The 16,077-nt window shown below is 59.2% G+C and carries 14 protein-coding genes and 1 riboswitch; of the genes, 11 read left to right on the forward strand and 3 right to left on the reverse strand.

Annotated features, from left to right (window positions below; all coding sequences use genetic code 11):
* Positions 1-30 precede the first annotated feature (30 nt).
* The 3 genes from MKFW12EY_RS00525 (at position 31) to MKFW12EY_RS00535 (ending at position 3,117) form a co-directional block, all read left to right on the forward strand.
* Positions 31-483, forward strand: coding sequence for a nucleoside deaminase (locus MKFW12EY_RS00525; RefSeq protein WP_064027037.1), 453 nt, complete (start codon positions 31-33; stop codon positions 481-483).
* The gene (locus MKFW12EY_RS00530) at positions 476-2,374 is read left to right on the forward strand and encodes a diguanylate cyclase domain-containing protein (protein ID WP_221053814.1); all 1,899 of its coding nucleotides are present in this window, start codon (positions 476-478) and stop codon (positions 2,372-2,374) included. The genes MKFW12EY_RS00525 and MKFW12EY_RS00530 overlap by 8 nt, the downstream gene beginning before the upstream one ends.
* 248 nt (positions 2,375-2,622) lie before the next feature.
* Complete coding sequence (locus MKFW12EY_RS00535) at positions 2,623-3,117, forward strand: GNAT family N-acetyltransferase (RefSeq protein ID WP_054760823.1); 495 nt, start codon at positions 2,623-2,625, stop codon at positions 3,115-3,117.
* Positions 3,118-3,266: 149 nt separating this feature from the next.
* Here MKFW12EY_RS00535 and MKFW12EY_RS00540 read toward each other — a convergent pair whose 3' ends face one another.
* Positions 3,267-4,061 carry a LytR/AlgR family response regulator transcription factor gene (locus tag MKFW12EY_RS00540; RefSeq protein ID WP_054760825.1) on the reverse strand — a complete coding sequence of 265 codons (795 nt, stop codon included), beginning with the start codon at positions 4,059-4,061 and terminating at the stop codon, positions 3,267-3,269.
* A complete protein-coding gene (locus MKFW12EY_RS00545) occupies positions 4,055-5,380 on the reverse strand; it encodes a LytS/YhcK type 5TM receptor domain-containing protein (RefSeq protein ID WP_054760827.1) in 1,326 nt (441 codons plus the stop codon). The genes MKFW12EY_RS00540 and MKFW12EY_RS00545 overlap by 7 nt, the downstream gene beginning before the upstream one ends.
* A 339-nt stretch (positions 5,381-5,719) precedes the next feature.
* On the opposite strand from MKFW12EY_RS00545, the gene MKFW12EY_RS00550 reads away from it, so the two are divergent.
* The 7 genes from MKFW12EY_RS00550 to MKFW12EY_RS00580 all read left to right on the forward strand — a co-directional run bounded on the left by MKFW12EY_RS00550 (position 5,720) and on the right by MKFW12EY_RS00580 (position 14,766).
* Entirely contained in the window at positions 5,720-6,721 is a 1,002-nt protein-coding gene (locus MKFW12EY_RS00550; RefSeq protein ID WP_221053815.1) for a glycoside hydrolase family 17 protein, read from the forward strand.
* A gap of 216 nt (positions 6,722-6,937) precedes the next feature.
* Positions 6,938-7,459 (forward strand): RNA polymerase sigma factor, encoded by a 522-nt coding sequence (locus MKFW12EY_RS00555; protein WP_054760833.1) that lies wholly within the window; start codon positions 6,938-6,940, stop codon positions 7,457-7,459.
* A 100-nt stretch (positions 7,460-7,559) separates the two neighbouring features.
* Positions 7,560-8,519 (forward strand): FecR family protein, encoded by a 960-nt coding sequence (locus tag MKFW12EY_RS00560; protein ID WP_280637660.1) that lies wholly within the window; start codon positions 7,560-7,562, stop codon positions 8,517-8,519.
* A 14-nt stretch (positions 8,520-8,533) separates the two neighbouring features.
* On the forward strand, positions 8,534-10,999 hold the full coding sequence (locus tag MKFW12EY_RS00565; protein WP_082409760.1) for a TonB-dependent siderophore receptor: 2,466 nt from the start codon (positions 8,534-8,536) through the stop codon (positions 10,997-10,999).
* A 231-nt stretch (positions 11,000-11,230) separates the two neighbouring features.
* Positions 11,231-11,306, forward strand: a riboswitch (cyclic di-GMP riboswitch).
* A 73-nt stretch (positions 11,307-11,379) separates the two neighbouring features.
* Positions 11,380-12,264, forward strand: a complete 885-nt coding sequence (locus tag MKFW12EY_RS22955) for a hypothetical protein (RefSeq protein ID WP_054760840.1) — start codon at positions 11,380-11,382, stop codon at positions 12,262-12,264.
* A gap of 78 nt (positions 12,265-12,342) precedes the next feature.
* Positions 12,343-13,521, forward strand: coding sequence for a hypothetical protein (locus tag MKFW12EY_RS00575; RefSeq protein WP_221053816.1), 1,179 nt, complete (start codon positions 12,343-12,345; stop codon positions 13,519-13,521).
* Between the two features lie 141 nt (positions 13,522-13,662).
* Entirely contained in the window at positions 13,663-14,766 is a 1,104-nt protein-coding gene (locus tag MKFW12EY_RS00580; protein WP_054763466.1) for a hypothetical protein, read from the forward strand.
* 142 nt (positions 14,767-14,908) lie between these two features.
* Here MKFW12EY_RS00580 and MKFW12EY_RS00585 read toward each other — a convergent pair whose 3' ends face one another.
* Positions 14,909-15,061, reverse strand: coding sequence for a hypothetical protein (locus MKFW12EY_RS00585; protein WP_157198031.1), 153 nt, complete (start codon positions 15,059-15,061; stop codon positions 14,909-14,911).
* A 278-nt stretch (positions 15,062-15,339) separates the two neighbouring features.
* Here MKFW12EY_RS00585 and MKFW12EY_RS00590 point away from each other — a divergent pair, with 278 nt between their 5' ends.
* Positions 15,340-16,065, forward strand: coding sequence for a hypothetical protein (locus tag MKFW12EY_RS00590; protein ID WP_221053817.1), 726 nt, complete (start codon positions 15,340-15,342; stop codon positions 16,063-16,065).
* Positions 16,066-16,077: the final 12 nt, after the last annotated feature.

The raw sequence follows: 16,077 nt of genomic DNA on the forward strand, positions 1-16,077 counted from the left end.
GCCGCTGCGTCCCAGTTTCGGAGTACCCAGATGAACTACGATAGCCTATTGAAGATTGCATATCAGGAAGCCCTCACCGGATTCGAAGAAGGCGGTGTCCCGGTCGGTGCCGCCTTGTTCGATGCCGACGGCAATTTGTTGGGACGCGGCCGCAACCGCCGAGTGCAGGATAACGATCCGTCGGTTCACGGCGAAACCGATGCCTTTCGCAAGGCCGGCCGGCAAACCAACTACCGCGACAAGATTTTGGTGACCACACTGGCGCCCTGCTGGTATTGCTCGGGCCTGATCCGCCAGTTCAACATCGGCACTGTGGTGGTAGGCGAATCGGAAAATTTCGCGGGCCACCTGGATTGGTTGCGCGAAGCCGGCGTGACAGTCGTCGAAATGGACGACGAGCGCTGTAAAGCGCTGATGCGGCGTTTCATTGCAGAGTCGCCGCACATTTGGTTCGAAGACATCGGCGAATGCCGGCATGGCTAGAGTATTGCTGTTTTGGCTGCTGCTGTCCGGCCCTGCGGTCTCGGCCGCCGAACCGGACAAAGTCACCTTGCAACTGAAATGGAAACACCAGTTTCAATTTGCCGGTTACTACGCTGCCAAGGAAAAGGGTTTTTATCGGGAAGCCGGCCTGGATGTAAACATCGTGGAGGCGGAAACCGGTACCGACGCGGTGAGTGAAGTGGCTGCCGGCCGCGCCCAATTCGGCGTCGGCACCAGCGAATTGATATTGAATCGTTATCGCGGCGCTAACATCAGGGTGTTAGGCGTGATTTTCCAACACTCGCCGCTCAGCTTGATTACCCTGGCCTCGTCCGGCATAGACCATGTCCACAAGTTGGTCGATCGCAAGGTGATGATAGAAGCCAACTCCGCCGAACTGTTTGCTTATCTTTATCAGGAGGGCTTCACGCCCAGAGCCTTTGCGTTGCAACACCATAGCCAGGATTTAAACGATCTCTTATCCGGCGAAACCGATGCCATGTCGGTTTACGTCACTGACGAACTCTACGAGCTGAAACGGCAACGCATCGCCTATAACCAATTCAGCCCGAACATGAGCGGCATCGATTTTTACGGCGACAATTTTTTTACGCTGGATAGCGAACTCCAGACCAAGCCCGAGCGGGTCAAAGCCTTTCGGGAAGCAACTTTACGCGGCTGGCGTTACGCGATGCAGAACCCGGAGGAACTCGTTCAACTCATTTACCAGCAATATTCGCAACGCCACAGCATCGAACATTTACGTTACGAAGCGGCGGCAATGGCCGAACTGATGAAACCGGACTTAATCGATCCCGGTTACATGAACAAAGGCCGGTGGCAACACATTGCGCAAACCTATCATCAACTCGGACTGCTACCGGAAAATTTCGATGTGGAAGCCATGCTCTACTTTCCCGACAGCGAAGCCGATCTGAGCAAGTTGAGAACAACGCTGTATTACGGCGCGGTGGGATTGGCGCTAATGAGCCTGCTGTCGGTCGTCCTGTTTCGTTTCTACCGTCGGGCCAGCATCAATGAAAATCGGCTGAATACCATGTTCGAGCATGCACCGTTGAGCCTGATCGTACTCGACGAACGTTGCCTTATCAAAAGCTGGAATACGGAGGCGGAAAAGACCTTTCTTTGGCGCAGCAGCGAGATGCTGGGTAAAAATATCATGAGCATCGTTGCACCCCATTACTGCGCGGATGTGGAGCAAAAACTGGCCGAGGTGATTCGCCGGCATAAAGTGGTACGCTGCGAAAATCTCAACCTCAGGCGAGACGGTAGCGAAATTCTGTGCGAATGGCTGAATGCGCCGTTTCAAGACGCCAAGAATCGCGCCAACTTTATTCTTTGTATGGCACGCGACATCACCGAACAGAAGCATCTGGAGCAGCAATTGGAACAGGCCGCGCATTACGATCAGCTCACGTCCCTGCCTAACCGGGCGCTCATATTAGAGCTGATCAAGCAATCGCTGGCTGTAGCGGCTCGCCAAAAAACCAAGCTTGCAATTCTGTTCCTGGACTTAGACGGCTTTAAAGCCGTCAACGACCGCCTCGGCCACAACATCGGAGACATGTTGTTGCAAGCCACGGCCAAGCGCCTGTCACACGTCATCCGCAACTGCGACTATGCGGGCAGATTGGCCGGCGACGAGTTTTTAGTCATTTTGCAGGACATCGGCGGGCGAGAAAACGCGCAACGCGTCGCTGATATTTTGCAGCGTACGATCGCCAAACCGCTGACGCTCAATTCTCATCCTGTTACGGTCACCGCCAGCATTGGCATCAGTCTTTATCCGGATGACGCTGACGATATCGATCTGTTGATTAACGAAGCCGATCAGAATATGTACCAGGCAAAACGCGGCGAATTGGACTAAGTTTTCGGGGCAAAATTGAGATCGTTCGCGCGGTGCTTCCGCGCTGGTTTTGAGACTACCCTGAGCAACAAGTTGCCTTTGTCGCTGCCATCGAACCAGGCCACGATTTGGTAAACGGACGTTGGTCGAAGTTAGTCCGGATACCCGCGAAAAAATTTCTCGTGGAGACAGGGAAGCTTCCGGCAGTACTTTTGGGTGGCCCGAAAGTCTTTAAACCTACGAACCCCTAACTCGGTAAAAATTAAGCAATGATCATACGATACGCTGTAAACGGCGACGCTAGAGCTCTGTTGAGTTTGTTTTCCAAGTTGGATTACGAGTCTGATTTCATGCTGTTCGAGCCGGGAGAACGCCAAACCACAGAGTCGGAACAAGCGGCCATTATCGAAGCTTTTGCCAATACTGGCGGCCGCTTCATGTTCGTCGCCGAAACGGCGGACGAATTGGTCGGATTTTGCGTGCTGGTGGGCAACCAACAACGCCGCAGCGCCCGTATGGCCTCCCTGGTGGTCGGGGTCGCACAAGCCCATTGGCGGCGAGGCGCGGGTGCAAAGCTGATGGCAGCCGCTATCGAACAAGCCGTTGCCAGCGGCATCTCGCGTATCGAACTGACCGTACGCACTGACAACGTCGCGGCATTGGCGCTGTACCGGAAATTCGGCTTCGCGATTGAGGGCGTCAGAACCGGCTCGCTCGAGATAGGCGGCCGGCTATTTGACGAATATTACATGGCGAGAGTCTGACAATGCCCCGCTCCCGCAAATCGTGGTCGCCTTGTTCGACCATTACGCACCTTATGCGGAAGCCGAAATAAACCGGTCGCGTTACCCTTTAATAGCCGGCTCGGCATCCTGCGCCACAAAGCCGAGCGAAGTTTCACGGCCGGGCTCGGTTACCGCAACCCAACCTCCATTTTCTGCCGCAACGTTTCCAAATATTCCGGACCGACCGCGAGTTCGTGCGCCGAATCCTTCAGCGCGACTTTATACACTTCGTTCTCGCCCGGCCGCGGCCGCAAGCTGCGCACTTGGCGGATGTTCACCAAATGGCTGCGGTGGATTTGTAACAAGCCCAGCCCTGGGTATTTGTGCTCCCACTCCTTCAGTGCGCCGTAAACCCCGTCCAAAGCCGTGCCGTTACTGAGCTGGATGCGCAAACTGTTGGCGGCGTTGTTTTTGGCGATAAATACGATTTCGCGCGGGTCCACGTATTCGACATGGGTTTCGCGTTCGTCGAAGCGGTTAACGATGCGGTGGCGGATTTTGATACGTTGCGGCAGCGGGTCGGCGCCGAATACCGCCCGTGCCGCTTGGCGCCGAATCCAGCTCAAGGCTTCGTCGACCTTAGCGTCGTCCAGCGGCTTTAACAGATAGTGGGCCGGATGCAGCCGGTGCGCCTCGACGGCGGTTTGCGGATGGCCGGTGATAAATACGATCCACGGTGCGGCCGGCAGATTGTTGATGGCATATGCCAGATCCAGCCCGGCGCGTTCGCCTTCGGTCTGGATATGGATGTCCAGAAACACGCCGCCGATTTGCTCCCGCTGCAAAGCGGCCCAAGCCTCGCGGGCGTTGGCGGCTTCGGCGACCGGCTCGAAATCCGGATGCCGGCGCCGCAAAATATCTTTCAGTTCGTCGCGCGCCAGATATTCGTCGTCGACCAGCAATACGCGTTGTGTGGCTACCATGTGGCGGTCCTCTTCGGAATGGTCAATATGACTTCGGTACCGTGGCCCGGCCAACTGTTGATGGCCAGGTTGGATTGGCGCGGAAAGGCCAATTTCAGGCTGCGCTTGAGCTGGTACAGGCCGCTACCGTTGCCGGCCGCGGACTCGACCGGCCGGCTGCCCAGTTCTTTCAGGCGCGGTGCGGCGATGCCGCAACCGGTATCGCTGACCCGCAACGTCAACGTTTCGCCGTGGTCGACGCCGATGATGTCGATTTTCAACGGCCGGTTTTGGCCTTGCATACCGTGCAGCAAGGCGTTTTCGGCCAGAGTTTGCAGGCAACGCGGCGGCAACTGGCACGGCAACAGTTGCGGCGAGATATTGCGTTGAAATTGAAACGCCTCCGGGAAACGTAGGCGTTGGAAATCCAGATAGCGTTCGACCTGGGTAATCTCCTGTTGCAGCGAGATCGAATTGGCGCCGGTATTGGTGCGGGTGTCGTCCAGAAACCGCGCCAGCTTGACGACGTACTGCGCCGCGGCGTCGGGATCGCGCCGGATCAAGGCCTTGATCGCATTCAATGTGTTGTTCATGAAATGCGGTTCGATTTGCGCGTTCAATGCCCGCAGTTCGGCCTGGCGGGCCTGATTGGCCAGACGGTCGCGCTCCAGATCCTGCATCACGAACAAAAACAGCAATAGGCCGAAGGTATTGACGACCGCCACCGGCAGCGCGGTTTCCACCACTAACGCCAGCGCGTCGGCATAGGGCGATACCAGCGCCAACAGCACCGCTTTCTGCATCAGCGTCCCCACCAGGGCGATGAAAGCGGCGCCGCGCAGGCGTCTGGCCAATACCGGCCAGAATCGAACCGCCAATCCGGCCCAAACCCCTTGCAGCACGGTCGCCGCTGCGCTGGCTTCGCCGGCGAAACCGCCCAACAAGTAACGTTCGCCGCCGGCAGCGACGCCGGCGCCGAAACCGATCCAGGGCCCGGCCGTAACGCCGGCCGCCAACACCATCAAGTCGCGGAAGCCGATCACAGCCTGCGAATGCTTCAGCGCATCCGACAACTCGGCCGGCCAGGCAATATGCTTGCCCAATTGGTGAACGTCCAGCAAGAAACCGCTGTGGGTGCCGATCATCGCGAAGATGCCGAAAAACGCCGAACAGACCAAGCGGTTGCGCCACAGGTGGCTGTCGCCGCGCAAGGCTTGCCTGAGCCAGTCGATCCGGATCGATACGTGCGCGGCAATCAACACCACGCAGACCCGTTGCGACAGTTGCGCGGTATTGTCCAGCCAGTGGAACAGCATGTCGCTGCCGATTGGATAGTGCATGGCTTGTCCGTGTTTTGCATGTTAATGGCTATTCCGTTCCCGGTCCCCGGCATCGCGCCGGGCCAAAATCGGGTTACGACTTCACCAAAGCCGGCTTAACGCAACATTAAAACCCGACCGGGGCTCGCCTTCCGCTGCCGGCAAGGCCGCTTCCGGATTTCGCCACCGTTTCCCGGCGTTTGAACATCGATTGCCGCCTTTTGGCCGGGTCGCGCTGGCGTTGGGCTGCCGTTGGGAAATACTGCTGGCGCGGCTGAGACAAAACGCCGGGTACGCGACAAAACCGGCAAACGCGGGGCGAAAAGTGGCCGCAGCACAGCAACCTATATCGGAGGCACCATGACACGTTTATTACTTTTGTTGTTTTCGCAACTGCTTCTCGCCGAGTTCGCGCAAGCGCAGATTTCTCAGCCATCGCCGCAGCGGCCGCTATTCGCAGAACCCCTGCAATGCGCAGCGTTCAGCCCTTACGTCGGCAACCTGACGCCGGAGTATGGTCCGCCGCCGTCCAGGCAGCTAATCGACGGTTTGCTCGATCAGTTGATCGAACAAACGCCGTTCCGCTGCATCATGACTTACGGCGTCATCAACGGCCTGGGGCAAGTGTTCGCCTCGGCCCAAGCGCGGCACTTAAAAGTCATCGCCATCGTTTGGCTGGACAGGGATGCGGCGATGAATACCCGCTCCATCGTGGCCGGCATCGATACCGCCAAATCCTATCCAGACACGATTATCGCGTTGAGTTGCGGTTCGGAGGTCCGCACCCGCCACGGCAATCGTTTCGACGGCGAAATTTTGCGCTGCATCGACAGTTTGCGCCAGGCCGGCGTCCGCCAGCCGATCACGACCATCGATACCTGGTGGGAATGGTGCGACCGCAGCCTGAACTGCCGGCCGACCCTGTTTGCCGACAAAGTCGATTGGATAGGGACCAATATTTTTCCGTGGTGGGAGAACAAGTTTTCGCCGATCCATACCTGCACCAGCGCCGAACAGGCCGCCGCTTTCCATATCGCTCGGGTCGAGGAACTGCGCCGGACCTACCCCGGCAAAGACGTCGTCATCACCGAATTCGGCTGGCCGAACGGCCCGGCCGGAGGCTCGGAAAGCAACCGCCATACCGGCCAACGTTGCGGCATCGCCAATCCGGAAAATCAGGCATTGGTCGTGCGCACCACCTTCGAGAAACTGGCGGAACGCGGCTGGTCCGGTGTCGTGTTCGAAGCCTTCTCCGAAAACTGGAAACCGGGCAGCGAAGGCCTCTTCGGCAGTTTTTGGGGGCTGTGCCAAGGTCTCGAGCCTTATACCTGCCAACGGCCGTTCGCCGCATTCCGGCCCTGAGACTAGCACGCCCGCAACGGTTCAGCCAAGCCGGCCGCCATAACTGCCGCCGGCCATCGGCGAGTGGCGCGGCGAAACCAATTTTTACGGCATATCCCGCAACGGCCGAGGCATTTGCCTCAGCCGGTCTGGCCGTTAACCCGCACAAGCCGCAATGGTACGTTTGGTATAAATAATGCTCGTCAACCAAGTCCAGTTACTTGATATTGCACCGGCATGACATTATTTGGCGACAAGCTCGCACCCGCTCCCGATTTGACCGCCTTTTTCAACGAACGCCATGAGCAGTTGACCAACTATCTGTACTACATGGTCCACTCCCGCGAAAATGCCGAGGAACTGGCCCAAGAAACCTACTTTCGATTTTTAAAACAGACCCCGCAAGCCGCCATCCTCGATCTGAATGCCTTTCTGTTTACTATCGCCAGTAATCTGGCCCGCGACCATTTACGCGCGGCCAAGCGGGACCAGGAGCGCGAATTCGTAGCCTTGGACGATAACATGCCCGACCATAAATCCGACCCGGAGGCCGTTATCGCCAAGCGTTGCGTCGAACAACAACTGCAGCGCGCGATCGCCAGCCTGCCGAACAAAACCCGGGAAATCTTTTTGCTATACCGGGCCGACGAACTCAGTTACAAACAAATCGCCCTCCGCCTGAACATCTCCGAGCGTAACGTCGAACACCACCTGCACCAGGCGCTAATGCAGTGCAGAAACTTTTTGACAAAACCATGAACGCTGCTTAAATGGCCGAACCGCTATCGCCGCCGTTTCCGCCAGTCCAATCGGAGTTCCCCCCATCGAGCCTCACACGCCTTTACCCGAACAGGAAGACCTGTTCGCCGCCGCCAGCGGCTGGTTTTTTCGCTTGCGCGCCGACAACGCCGATAAGCAGCAACGCGAAGCCTTCGTCGCTTGGCTCAACGTCTCGCCGCAACACGCCGCGGCCTGGGATGCCGTGCAACTCCTGTTCGCCGAACTGGAAGCGCCGGCCAAAGCCTTGCGGGCCGAACATGCCGGCGATGCCGGCCCGACGCCGAGCCGCAACCTACACTCCGCCAACGTCAACCGCCGCAAACGGCTTCTGGTGCGGATACCGGCTGCGGCAGCCGCCAGCCTGTTGTTGCTGGCCGGAGTGCTGCAGTCGGATTGGTGGCAAAACCGACAGGCCGATTACCATACCGTCGCCGGCGAACAACGCCGGATTGCGCTGGCGGACGACTCGACAGTGGTATTGAATACCGATACAGCGCTGAAGGTATCGTTGCAGGCGAACCAGCGCCGCGTCGAATTATTGCGCGGGGAAGCCTACTTCCAAGTCGCACACGCCGCGGAACGCCCTTTTTGGGTAATCGCCGGCGATACCCGCGCCAAAGTGACCGGCACAGAATTCGCCGTTAAACGGGCCGCCGCGGAAGTCAGCATCAGCGTGGCCGAGGGGCGAGTGGAAACCAGCACGGTCCGCAATACCGATCCGATTTTGGCCTTGGCGCCGGGCCAGACCGCCGTTTACCGCGACGGCCGGGCCGCCGGCCTGGAACCGGTCGATTTGAGCCGCAGCCTGGCTTGGCAGCAGGGGCGCATCGTATTCGTACAAACGCCGTTGGCCGAAGCGGTCGAAGAGCTGAACCGTTACCGCGGCGACAAGCTGGTGTTGACCGATCCGGCGCTAGCCCGGCGGCCGATCACCGCGGTATTCGCCGTCGACCGTCCGGATGACGCCGTTTCGGCACTGGAACAAACACTGAATGTCCGCGCCCGCCGGCTGGCCGGTTTTTGGGTGTTGCTGGGCTGACGCCGGGCACGCATATGCCCCAGATTCCCGGGCATAATCCGGCAGGCCCGCTTACAGCTGCGCCGCCCGGAGACCGAACAACGGCCTGGCATCACTTGTTATTGCCGGCATTGCTGGCTCTGCCGGCTTACGACGCAGTGGCCGGCAGCGTGCTCGACGTTGACTTCGCCTGCCATATCGCGGCCCAGGCTTTGGATCGGGCGCTGGTCGAATTCTCGCTGCAATCCGGACTGCAGATCGTTGCTGACGGCCAACTGACGGCGGGCCTGAATTCGTCCGGCGCCAGCGGCCGGCTGAAGCCGAGCCAAGCATTGGCAAAAATTCTGGCCGGCAGCGGTCTTGGTTTTACGATTAACGCCGACAACAGCGTTCTGCTGCATCATGCGGCAACCGCCGCGACTGGGGATGCCAGCCTTCCCGACTTCACCGTGGTCGGCAGGCGCACCGTGCCGCCGGGCAATCCGGCGAATCAGGATTACCGGCTGCAGAATTCCGTTACCGCCACTAAAACCGACACTGCGCTGATGGAAACGCCGTTTTCGGTAGCGGGCGTTACCCGGCAGGTCTTGCTCGACCGCCAAGCCGTTCGCCTCGACCAGGCGCTGCAACTGGTTGCCGGCGTGTTGCCGGAGGCGTCGAGCGCCTTGCTGCGCGACAGCTATACCATGCGCGGTTTCAGCACCGGTAACGGCATTTTGGCCTACCGCGACGGCAGCCCGTTCCCACAAGCCTATTCCAACGGTTTTTCCAGCAAACGCGACCCGGCCAATCTGGAGCGGCTGGAAGTACTGAAAGGCCCCGGCTCGATCCTGTTCGGCCGCGCCGAACCCGGCGGCATCGTCAACATGGTCACCAAGCAGCCTTCGGCCAAGCCGTATTACGCTGTGCAGCAGCAGTTCGGTTCGTTCGACTATTACCGGACCAGCCTCGACGCCACCGGTCCGGCCGCTAGCAGCGGCAATGTGCTCTACCGTTTCAACGCCGCTTACGAAAATGCTGGCTCGTTTACCGACTTCGTCGCCAGCGACCGCTTGTTTGTCGCTCCGGTGTTGAAATGGCAACCGAACTCGCGCAGCCAGTTCACTGCGGAATTCGAATATCAGAGGTTCGACGAATCGCCCGGAGCGGCAATTCCGCCGCTAGGCAATCGCCCGGCCGCGGTAGCCCGCAGCCGTAACACCGACGAGCCGGATTTCCTGGCCAATCGCGGCTACCGGATGTTGGCCGGCTTTAATTGGTCGCACGAATTCAACGATTTTTGGCAACTATCGCAACGTTTTTACTACCACTCGATTCGCGCGGAGATCGAAAATTCCTTTTTTACCGGTCCGGCCGATGCCGCCGGCAATATCCAGCGCGGCCTCGGTCGGCAGCAGCCCCGTTCGGACAATTTCTTTACCTCGCTGCAGCTAACCGGCCGCGTCGCCGCGGCGGGGCTGAAACATACGCTACTGTTAGGCGGCGATTACTACCGCGCCGACGATAGCGATCCGTTCGACGTGCGTTTTTTACCGGGCAGCTTCAACGTCTTCGCTCCGGTCTATAGCCCTATCGGCTTCGACGGCATCGATTCCGCCCGCCGAACCTTTTTTGCCGTCGACACCAGCACGTCCTGGTTCGGTTTGTACCTGCAGGACCAGATCGAAATGCCTTACCGGGTGTTTGTTTTGGGCGGTTTGCGTTTCGATCAAGCCAACCAGTTAGACCGCTTGCTGAACTCGATCGCAGGCGACGAACACCGAGTCAGTCCGCGCGGCGGCCTGTTGTGGCGGGCGTTGCCCGAATTGTCGCTTTATGCCAATTACAGCGAGAATTTCGGCGCTCAGAACGGCCGCAACGGCGCCGGCGAGATGTTGCCGGCGCAAACCGCGCAGCAATGGGAGCTGGGAGCCAAGACCGAGTTGGCAAACGGCAAATTTTTCGCCAGCGCCGCTTATTTCGATCTGAGCAAACAGCATGCGGCCGTGTCGGACCCGGTCAATCCGCAACTGTCGACGGCCATCGGCGCGGCGCAAAGTCGCGGCGCGGAACTGGAAATCAGCGGCGAACCGTTACCGGGCTGGCGCATCGTCGGCGGTTACAGCTATTTGATGTTTGCCGAAATCGTTCGCGATACCGGCGGCAGCAACGGCAGCGGCGACCAGGGCCACCGGCTGCCCAACGCTCCGCGCCACTCGGGCAGCCTGTTTACCAGCTTCGAATTCCAGAGCGGCCCGTTCGCACATTTGAAACTGGGCGCCGGCTGTAATGCCGTCGGCCAGCGCCAAGGCAATCAAGCCAACGACTACCAGGTTCCCGGGTATGTGTCGGCCAACGTGATGGCGGCCTATTCGCTGAAACTCGGCCATAGCAAGCTGACCGCGCAACTGAATGTCGAGAACGCGTTCGACAAGTATTATTTCGTCGGCAGCAACACCGGCTACGATATTTTCTTCGGCGCGCCGCGCACGTTTCTCGGCGCATTCCGCGTCGAGTATTGACCCCGCCTTCGCTAACCCCGCAATACGCCGTCCGATACATTCCTAAGTTCCGGATCAATCGACAGCCGCTCGCCGGCACAAACGCTTTGTAAAAAAAAATTTTGGGACTTTCCCGGTCGCCGTCGTCCTTAACGATGACGGCCAGCTACAGGCCGTTTCGGGATAAGCGCGCAATCCGCTGCCGACCGTTCGGCAATTTAGCGGCGTTAGGCGCTTAACCCGCGTCACGGACGACGGCAAAGCCACACCCGCCGCGAGACGGGGCCGGAAAGCCATGGGGTCTGTTTCAGACAGCCCGGTTGCCGCTCGGACGACCGAGGACGAGGCCGATAGCCGGAAGGCTATCGATACCGCAATCCCAACATCAAGGCATACAAACTATGACTATCTCTAAAGCGCAATCGAATCCGCGGCATCGCTTCGGTGCCGCAGCGGGTTCGGGTTTCGACAGAAAAATCCCGTTAGCGCTGTTACTGGGCGCCATATCGTCGACGCCGGCCACGGCGCACATCATCCCGGTCAATTTCGGCACCTTCGATGGCGCCTCGGCCGTGGCGCCGATTTCGTTGAACAGCGGGGCGGTCGGCAACTACGGCTGGGCCGACGGCGCCGACGCCGATTGGGCCGACACCCATAAACTGGCGGCGTTTGCGTTTACCTTGACCGGCCGCGCCAATGTCCTGCTGCAGTTCGATAAGAAAGCGAATGCGTTCGGCATTAACGGCATGGTTCCCGGCTTTTCTCTCTACTTGGGCTCGCCCCACTCGGGTGCCGTCGGTTCCGACCACGACTATTCGGTGGGGTCGGAATTGCTCAGGGTCGCCGATTGCGTCGCGACACCGGGCTGCACGGCGACGGAAGGTTCCTTCAGATCGCTAACCAGTTGGAATATCACCAACGACCCCGATCCCGGCGCCGCATCGCCCAGCCGTTTCGAATACATAGGCAGCGCCTACGACGGTAGCCAGACCTTGCCGGCCGCCAATTCGCCGTTAGCGGACGGCAACGCCTACCCGATTCCCGGCGGCGACGGCTTGCAAGACGGATCGGTATCCAAGTTGTTCAGCAATCTGGCACCCGGCAGTTACACGGTATTTGTCGGCGGCGCGGTCTATACCAGCCAGGCCAACAATGCCAACCGAGGCGTATTGGGCAGCTTCAGCCTGACGCCGGCCGCGGTACCGGTGCCGGGTGCGGTCTGGCTGTTCGGCAGCGCGCTGGCATTGTTTGGCGCCGCTAAAAAACGCAAAGCGCGGCCGCTCTAACAGGCTACTCGGCTAGTCGCTATGTCCGCTCACGCCGGACCGGCATTACTCGATTAAAAATCTTTAAAGGAATTACACATGAGTTCTCCAACATTACCCGCTTCCGTCCTGAAACTGCGCGCCGCACTGGCCTTGGCCGTATGCGGCTGTCTGGCCGCCCCGGCCCACGCCGCCGACTATGGTTTTACCGACCTCGGCACCGCCGGCGGTCCGTATTCATCTGCCAACGCGATCAATAACGCTAACCAAACCACCGGCATCAACAGCCTGGGCACGCCCAGCGAAGACCAGGGTTGGGTTCTTTCGCGCTGGAACGGCGCCACGCTGAACCTGATCTCCGATCCGGGCCGTTTCAACGGTGGTTGGGCCATCAACTCGGCCGGAACCATAGCCGGCGGCTCGTCTCGTGCCTTCGTCGGCTATATCCACGCGGCAGTCTGGAACGGCAGCACCCGAACCGATTTGAACGATTTGGGCGGTGCGACCGACCCGAACGATAGACGTTGGAGTATAGCTACCGGCATCAACGACGCCGGCCAAGTGATCGGTACTTCGGTTACTGCCGACGAAAGCGCCACCAAAGCGGTATCGTGGAACAACAGCGTCAATCCCACCGTGTTGGCAACACTGGGCGGCGCTTCTAGCGAAGGCAACGGCATCAACAATGCCGGGCAAGCTGTCGGCAGCAGCTATCTCGACGGCGACGAATTCCGCCACGCGGCAGTCTGGAATCTGAACAACGCCGGCGTTGCCGATCTCGGTACCTTGGGCGGTAGCGAGAGCAATGCGTTGGCGATCAACAATGCCGGCCAAATCGTGGGTTGGAGCGACCTCACCGGCGATGCCGAACGCCATGCCGCACTTTGGAGCGCTGGCAGCGCAATCGATTTGGGTACCTTGGGCGGTTTGGAAAGCCGGGCGCTGGCGATCAACGATGGCGGCGCAATCGTCGGTTGGAGCAATTTGGCCGATGGCAGCCAACGTGCCACGGTATGGAGCGGAGGTACAGCCATCGACCTGAATAGCTTGCTGGAGCCGAGCGTGGCGGCAGCGGGTTGGATTTTGACCGAGGCGACCGGCATCAACAGCCAAGGCTGGATCGTCGGCAACGCCAAAAACAGCCTGCTGGGCATTACTGAAGGCCATGCCTACCTTCTGGCGCCAACCGCAGTGCCGCTGCCGGGCGCGGTCTGGTTGTTCGGGTCGGTGCTGGCGGGCTTTGCCGGCGCGGCGCGGCGCAAGCCCGCCAACGTCTGAGCGCCGCTTGGTGTCGGCCGTCCGGCATAGGCTGACGGCCGGACGTTTGATCGCCGCGGCGGAGTCGGTGAAAGGCGCCGCCGCATTTACTTGGCCATTTAACCGGTCAGGCATAGATCGGCATTTTTAGCAGGATTTCATATGAACAAACTTTTTTACGCTTTATTGGCCGCTGCCGGGTTGGTGGCGTTTGCCCCGCCGGCAACGGCCCACATCAGTTACGGCGATTTGGGCAGTCTTAGCGCCGTCGGCGATTCTGCTACCATGAGCAGGGGCCGGTTTTCGCGTTTCGGCTGGATCGCGGGGACCGGCGACAGCTTGGGCGACAGCCATGCGCTTGCCAGCGCCACCGGCTTTTTCAAGTTCAATCTGGCTCAGGCCGCCAACGTCCAAATCAGCGTAACCGCCGCCTCGGCCCAAATGAACCCGGCGTTCAGCGTCTACGCCGGTCTGTTGCCTGGCCATTCGCACGATTACGACGGCCACGATCCCTTGGCGAGTTACGACGATAATCTGTTGTATACGGCTTCGGCGCACGACCGTCGCCCGGACGACCCATTGATCAGCCATTACATTCCGGCCGGTTACGACAACAACGGCGCCGTGTTGACAGACCCGGTGTCCGGCTATCCGATACTGGTGGAAAACCCGGCCTGGAACGTGGCCGATCCCAATCTGAACGGCTTGAGTCCGGCGCAATGGTACGCACAGAACTATCAAGCGCACGACGGTTACCGGGACACGCTGAACTTCACCACCTTGGGCGGCTTGAAATACGAAGCGGAAGTCGGAGGCTGGGTGCCGGCTAATTTCGATGTGTTGAACGGCCCGTTCGACGGTTTTGCCGGCCAATTCGATCCGTTCGGCAATTGGAGCATGGCCAACGGCGACGGCGAGTGGAGCCGGATCGATTACATTTCGTCGGTTAGCAGCACCGCTTGTGCCGGGCCGAATTGTATCGTTACCGGCAGCGGCGGCTTCGCCAACCCCGGCCATTTCGCCGGCAACGACGGTATAACTGAGACCTTGATATTGGCGTTGGCTGCCGGAAACTACACGATTGCCGTCGACGGCGAGTCTTGCAACGACTCGTCTTTGGAGTGCTTGGCTCCGTTCATGGCGGCGAACGTAAGCGTGCGGGTGGTGTCGATACCCGGCGCGGCTTGGCTGATGCTTTCCGCGCTGGTCGGTTGGATCGGTTGCCAGCGCCGAGTCGGCGACGGTACCGCTCGCCAAGCGCTATAGCGCATTGGCTTCCGCCGCTGTCCGCAATGAAATAAACGCCCGGCCGTGCCGGTTCAGCGGAGCAAAGCCGGCTTTGTATGGTCCAGCCGCGCTTGGCTCTGCTGGCAATTGCCGGAATCGAGGCGGGTTTCCGCCGGTTGGTTCAATAACGAAACTCCGGCAAAAACACCGATTTCGCTTTCCAGTTGTCGCTCCAGCGTTTGTAGGCTTCCTTGGCGGAATGGCCGGCACCGATCGCCAGCGGGCAAGAGCAAATCCAGATATGTTTGTTCAATTTCATCTTAGGTTTGGTCATGGACTGATACTCCGTGTTGTTGCAATTTGGTTGGGCGGCATTCTGGCCGCGCTGTCTTACAAATTGCTTAACGAACTGGCTTTTTATCCGATTCGAATCCGTTACCGGTTACCGCCAGGATGCGCGTTTAGCTCAGTCGGCATATAAAATTTTTCATATAAGTCATTCAGATAATGCGCATTTGACTGATCTGCAGAGCTAGAGTAGATTGCAACAACCTCCGCACGGCATGCCTTGGCGGCATGGAGTGGAGGATTTCAAATCTACAGGAGGTTTTTATGATTTGCTTTGCCCGACTGCGCTCAACCGCCGCCGCCGCTCTTGCCCTGGTTCTGCTAACTCAGCCGGCACTGGCCGGCACCATCCTGTCGCCGATTGCGGTGATTAACAACACGATAGGCAATTACAAAGGCATCGCGGGCTTTCCGGAGGATACCGACGAGACGCCGATGTTCAACCAATCCGGCCTTTCCCTCGGCTTCACTAGCGGCGTCACCGATTTCGCCGCATACATCGGCTCCAACCCGACCCATATCGGCGGCACGCCGGAAATCGGCAACGGCTGGATCAGCCCGGCTTATTGTCCCTGCACCGGCACCCTCGATTTCGATTTGGGCGCCAACTACAGCATCAAGCAAATGGCGTTATGGAACATGGCCGCCAACAGCGGCGCCAACGTTGCGGAGATAAATTTGTACAGCTCCAAGACCGCCGATTTCGCCGCCCCCACTGCCATAGGCTCGTTTACCAACCCGGAAATGCCCGACGATAATCGCCCGCGCGCGCCGTATCCGGCAACGGTATTCGACCTGGACGATTCGGTCGGCCGCTACGTCAGATTGCAGATCAATTCGTATTACGAGGCTTATCTGGTTTCGGAAATCGGCGAAATCGCTTTCGACGTCAGCGCCGTACCGCTACCGCCTATGCTATGGTTGTTTGCCGCCGCCAGTTTCGGCATCCTTAGCGCGTGTCGGCAGCGGCAAACTACGGCATTGAATTAATTCGCAACGGAA

It is taken from the genome of Methylomonas koyamae (assembly GCF_019669905.1).
Classification (GTDB): domain Bacteria; phylum Pseudomonadota; class Gammaproteobacteria; order Methylococcales; family Methylomonadaceae; genus Methylomonas; species Methylomonas koyamae.

Coding starts and splice junctions, on each gene's coding strand:
- MKFW12EY_RS00525 (WP_064027037.1), top strand. CDS start 31: ATGAACTACGATAGCCTATTGAAGATTGCATATCAGGAAGCCCTCACC.
- MKFW12EY_RS00530 (WP_221053814.1), top strand. CDS start 476: ATGGCTAGAGTATTGCTGTTTTGGCTGCTGCTGTCCGGCCCTGCGGTC.
- MKFW12EY_RS00535 (WP_054760823.1), top strand. CDS start 2,623: ATGATCATACGATACGCTGTAAACGGCGACGCTAGAGCTCTGTTGAGT.
- MKFW12EY_RS00540 (WP_054760825.1), bottom strand. CDS start 4,061: ATGGTAGCCACACAACGCGTATTGCTGGTCGACGACGAATATCTGGCG.
- MKFW12EY_RS00545 (WP_054760827.1), bottom strand. CDS start 5,380: ATGCACTATCCAATCGGCAGCGACATGCTGTTCCACTGGCTGGACAAT.
- MKFW12EY_RS00550 (WP_221053815.1), top strand. CDS start 5,720: ATGACACGTTTATTACTTTTGTTGTTTTCGCAACTGCTTCTCGCCGAG.
- MKFW12EY_RS00555 (WP_054760833.1), top strand. CDS start 6,938: ATGACATTATTTGGCGACAAGCTCGCACCCGCTCCCGATTTGACCGCC.
- MKFW12EY_RS00565 (WP_082409760.1), top strand. CDS start 8,534: ATGCCCCAGATTCCCGGGCATAATCCGGCAGGCCCGCTTACAGCTGCG.
- MKFW12EY_RS22955 (WP_054760840.1), top strand. CDS start 11,380: ATGACTATCTCTAAAGCGCAATCGAATCCGCGGCATCGCTTCGGTGCC.
- MKFW12EY_RS00575 (WP_221053816.1), top strand. CDS start 12,343: ATGAGTTCTCCAACATTACCCGCTTCCGTCCTGAAACTGCGCGCCGCA.
- MKFW12EY_RS00580 (WP_054763466.1), top strand. CDS start 13,663: ATGAACAAACTTTTTTACGCTTTATTGGCCGCTGCCGGGTTGGTGGCG.
- MKFW12EY_RS00585 (WP_157198031.1), bottom strand. CDS start 15,061: ATGACCAAACCTAAGATGAAATTGAACAAACATATCTGGATTTGCTCT.
- MKFW12EY_RS00590 (WP_221053817.1), top strand. CDS start 15,340: ATGATTTGCTTTGCCCGACTGCGCTCAACCGCCGCCGCCGCTCTTGCC.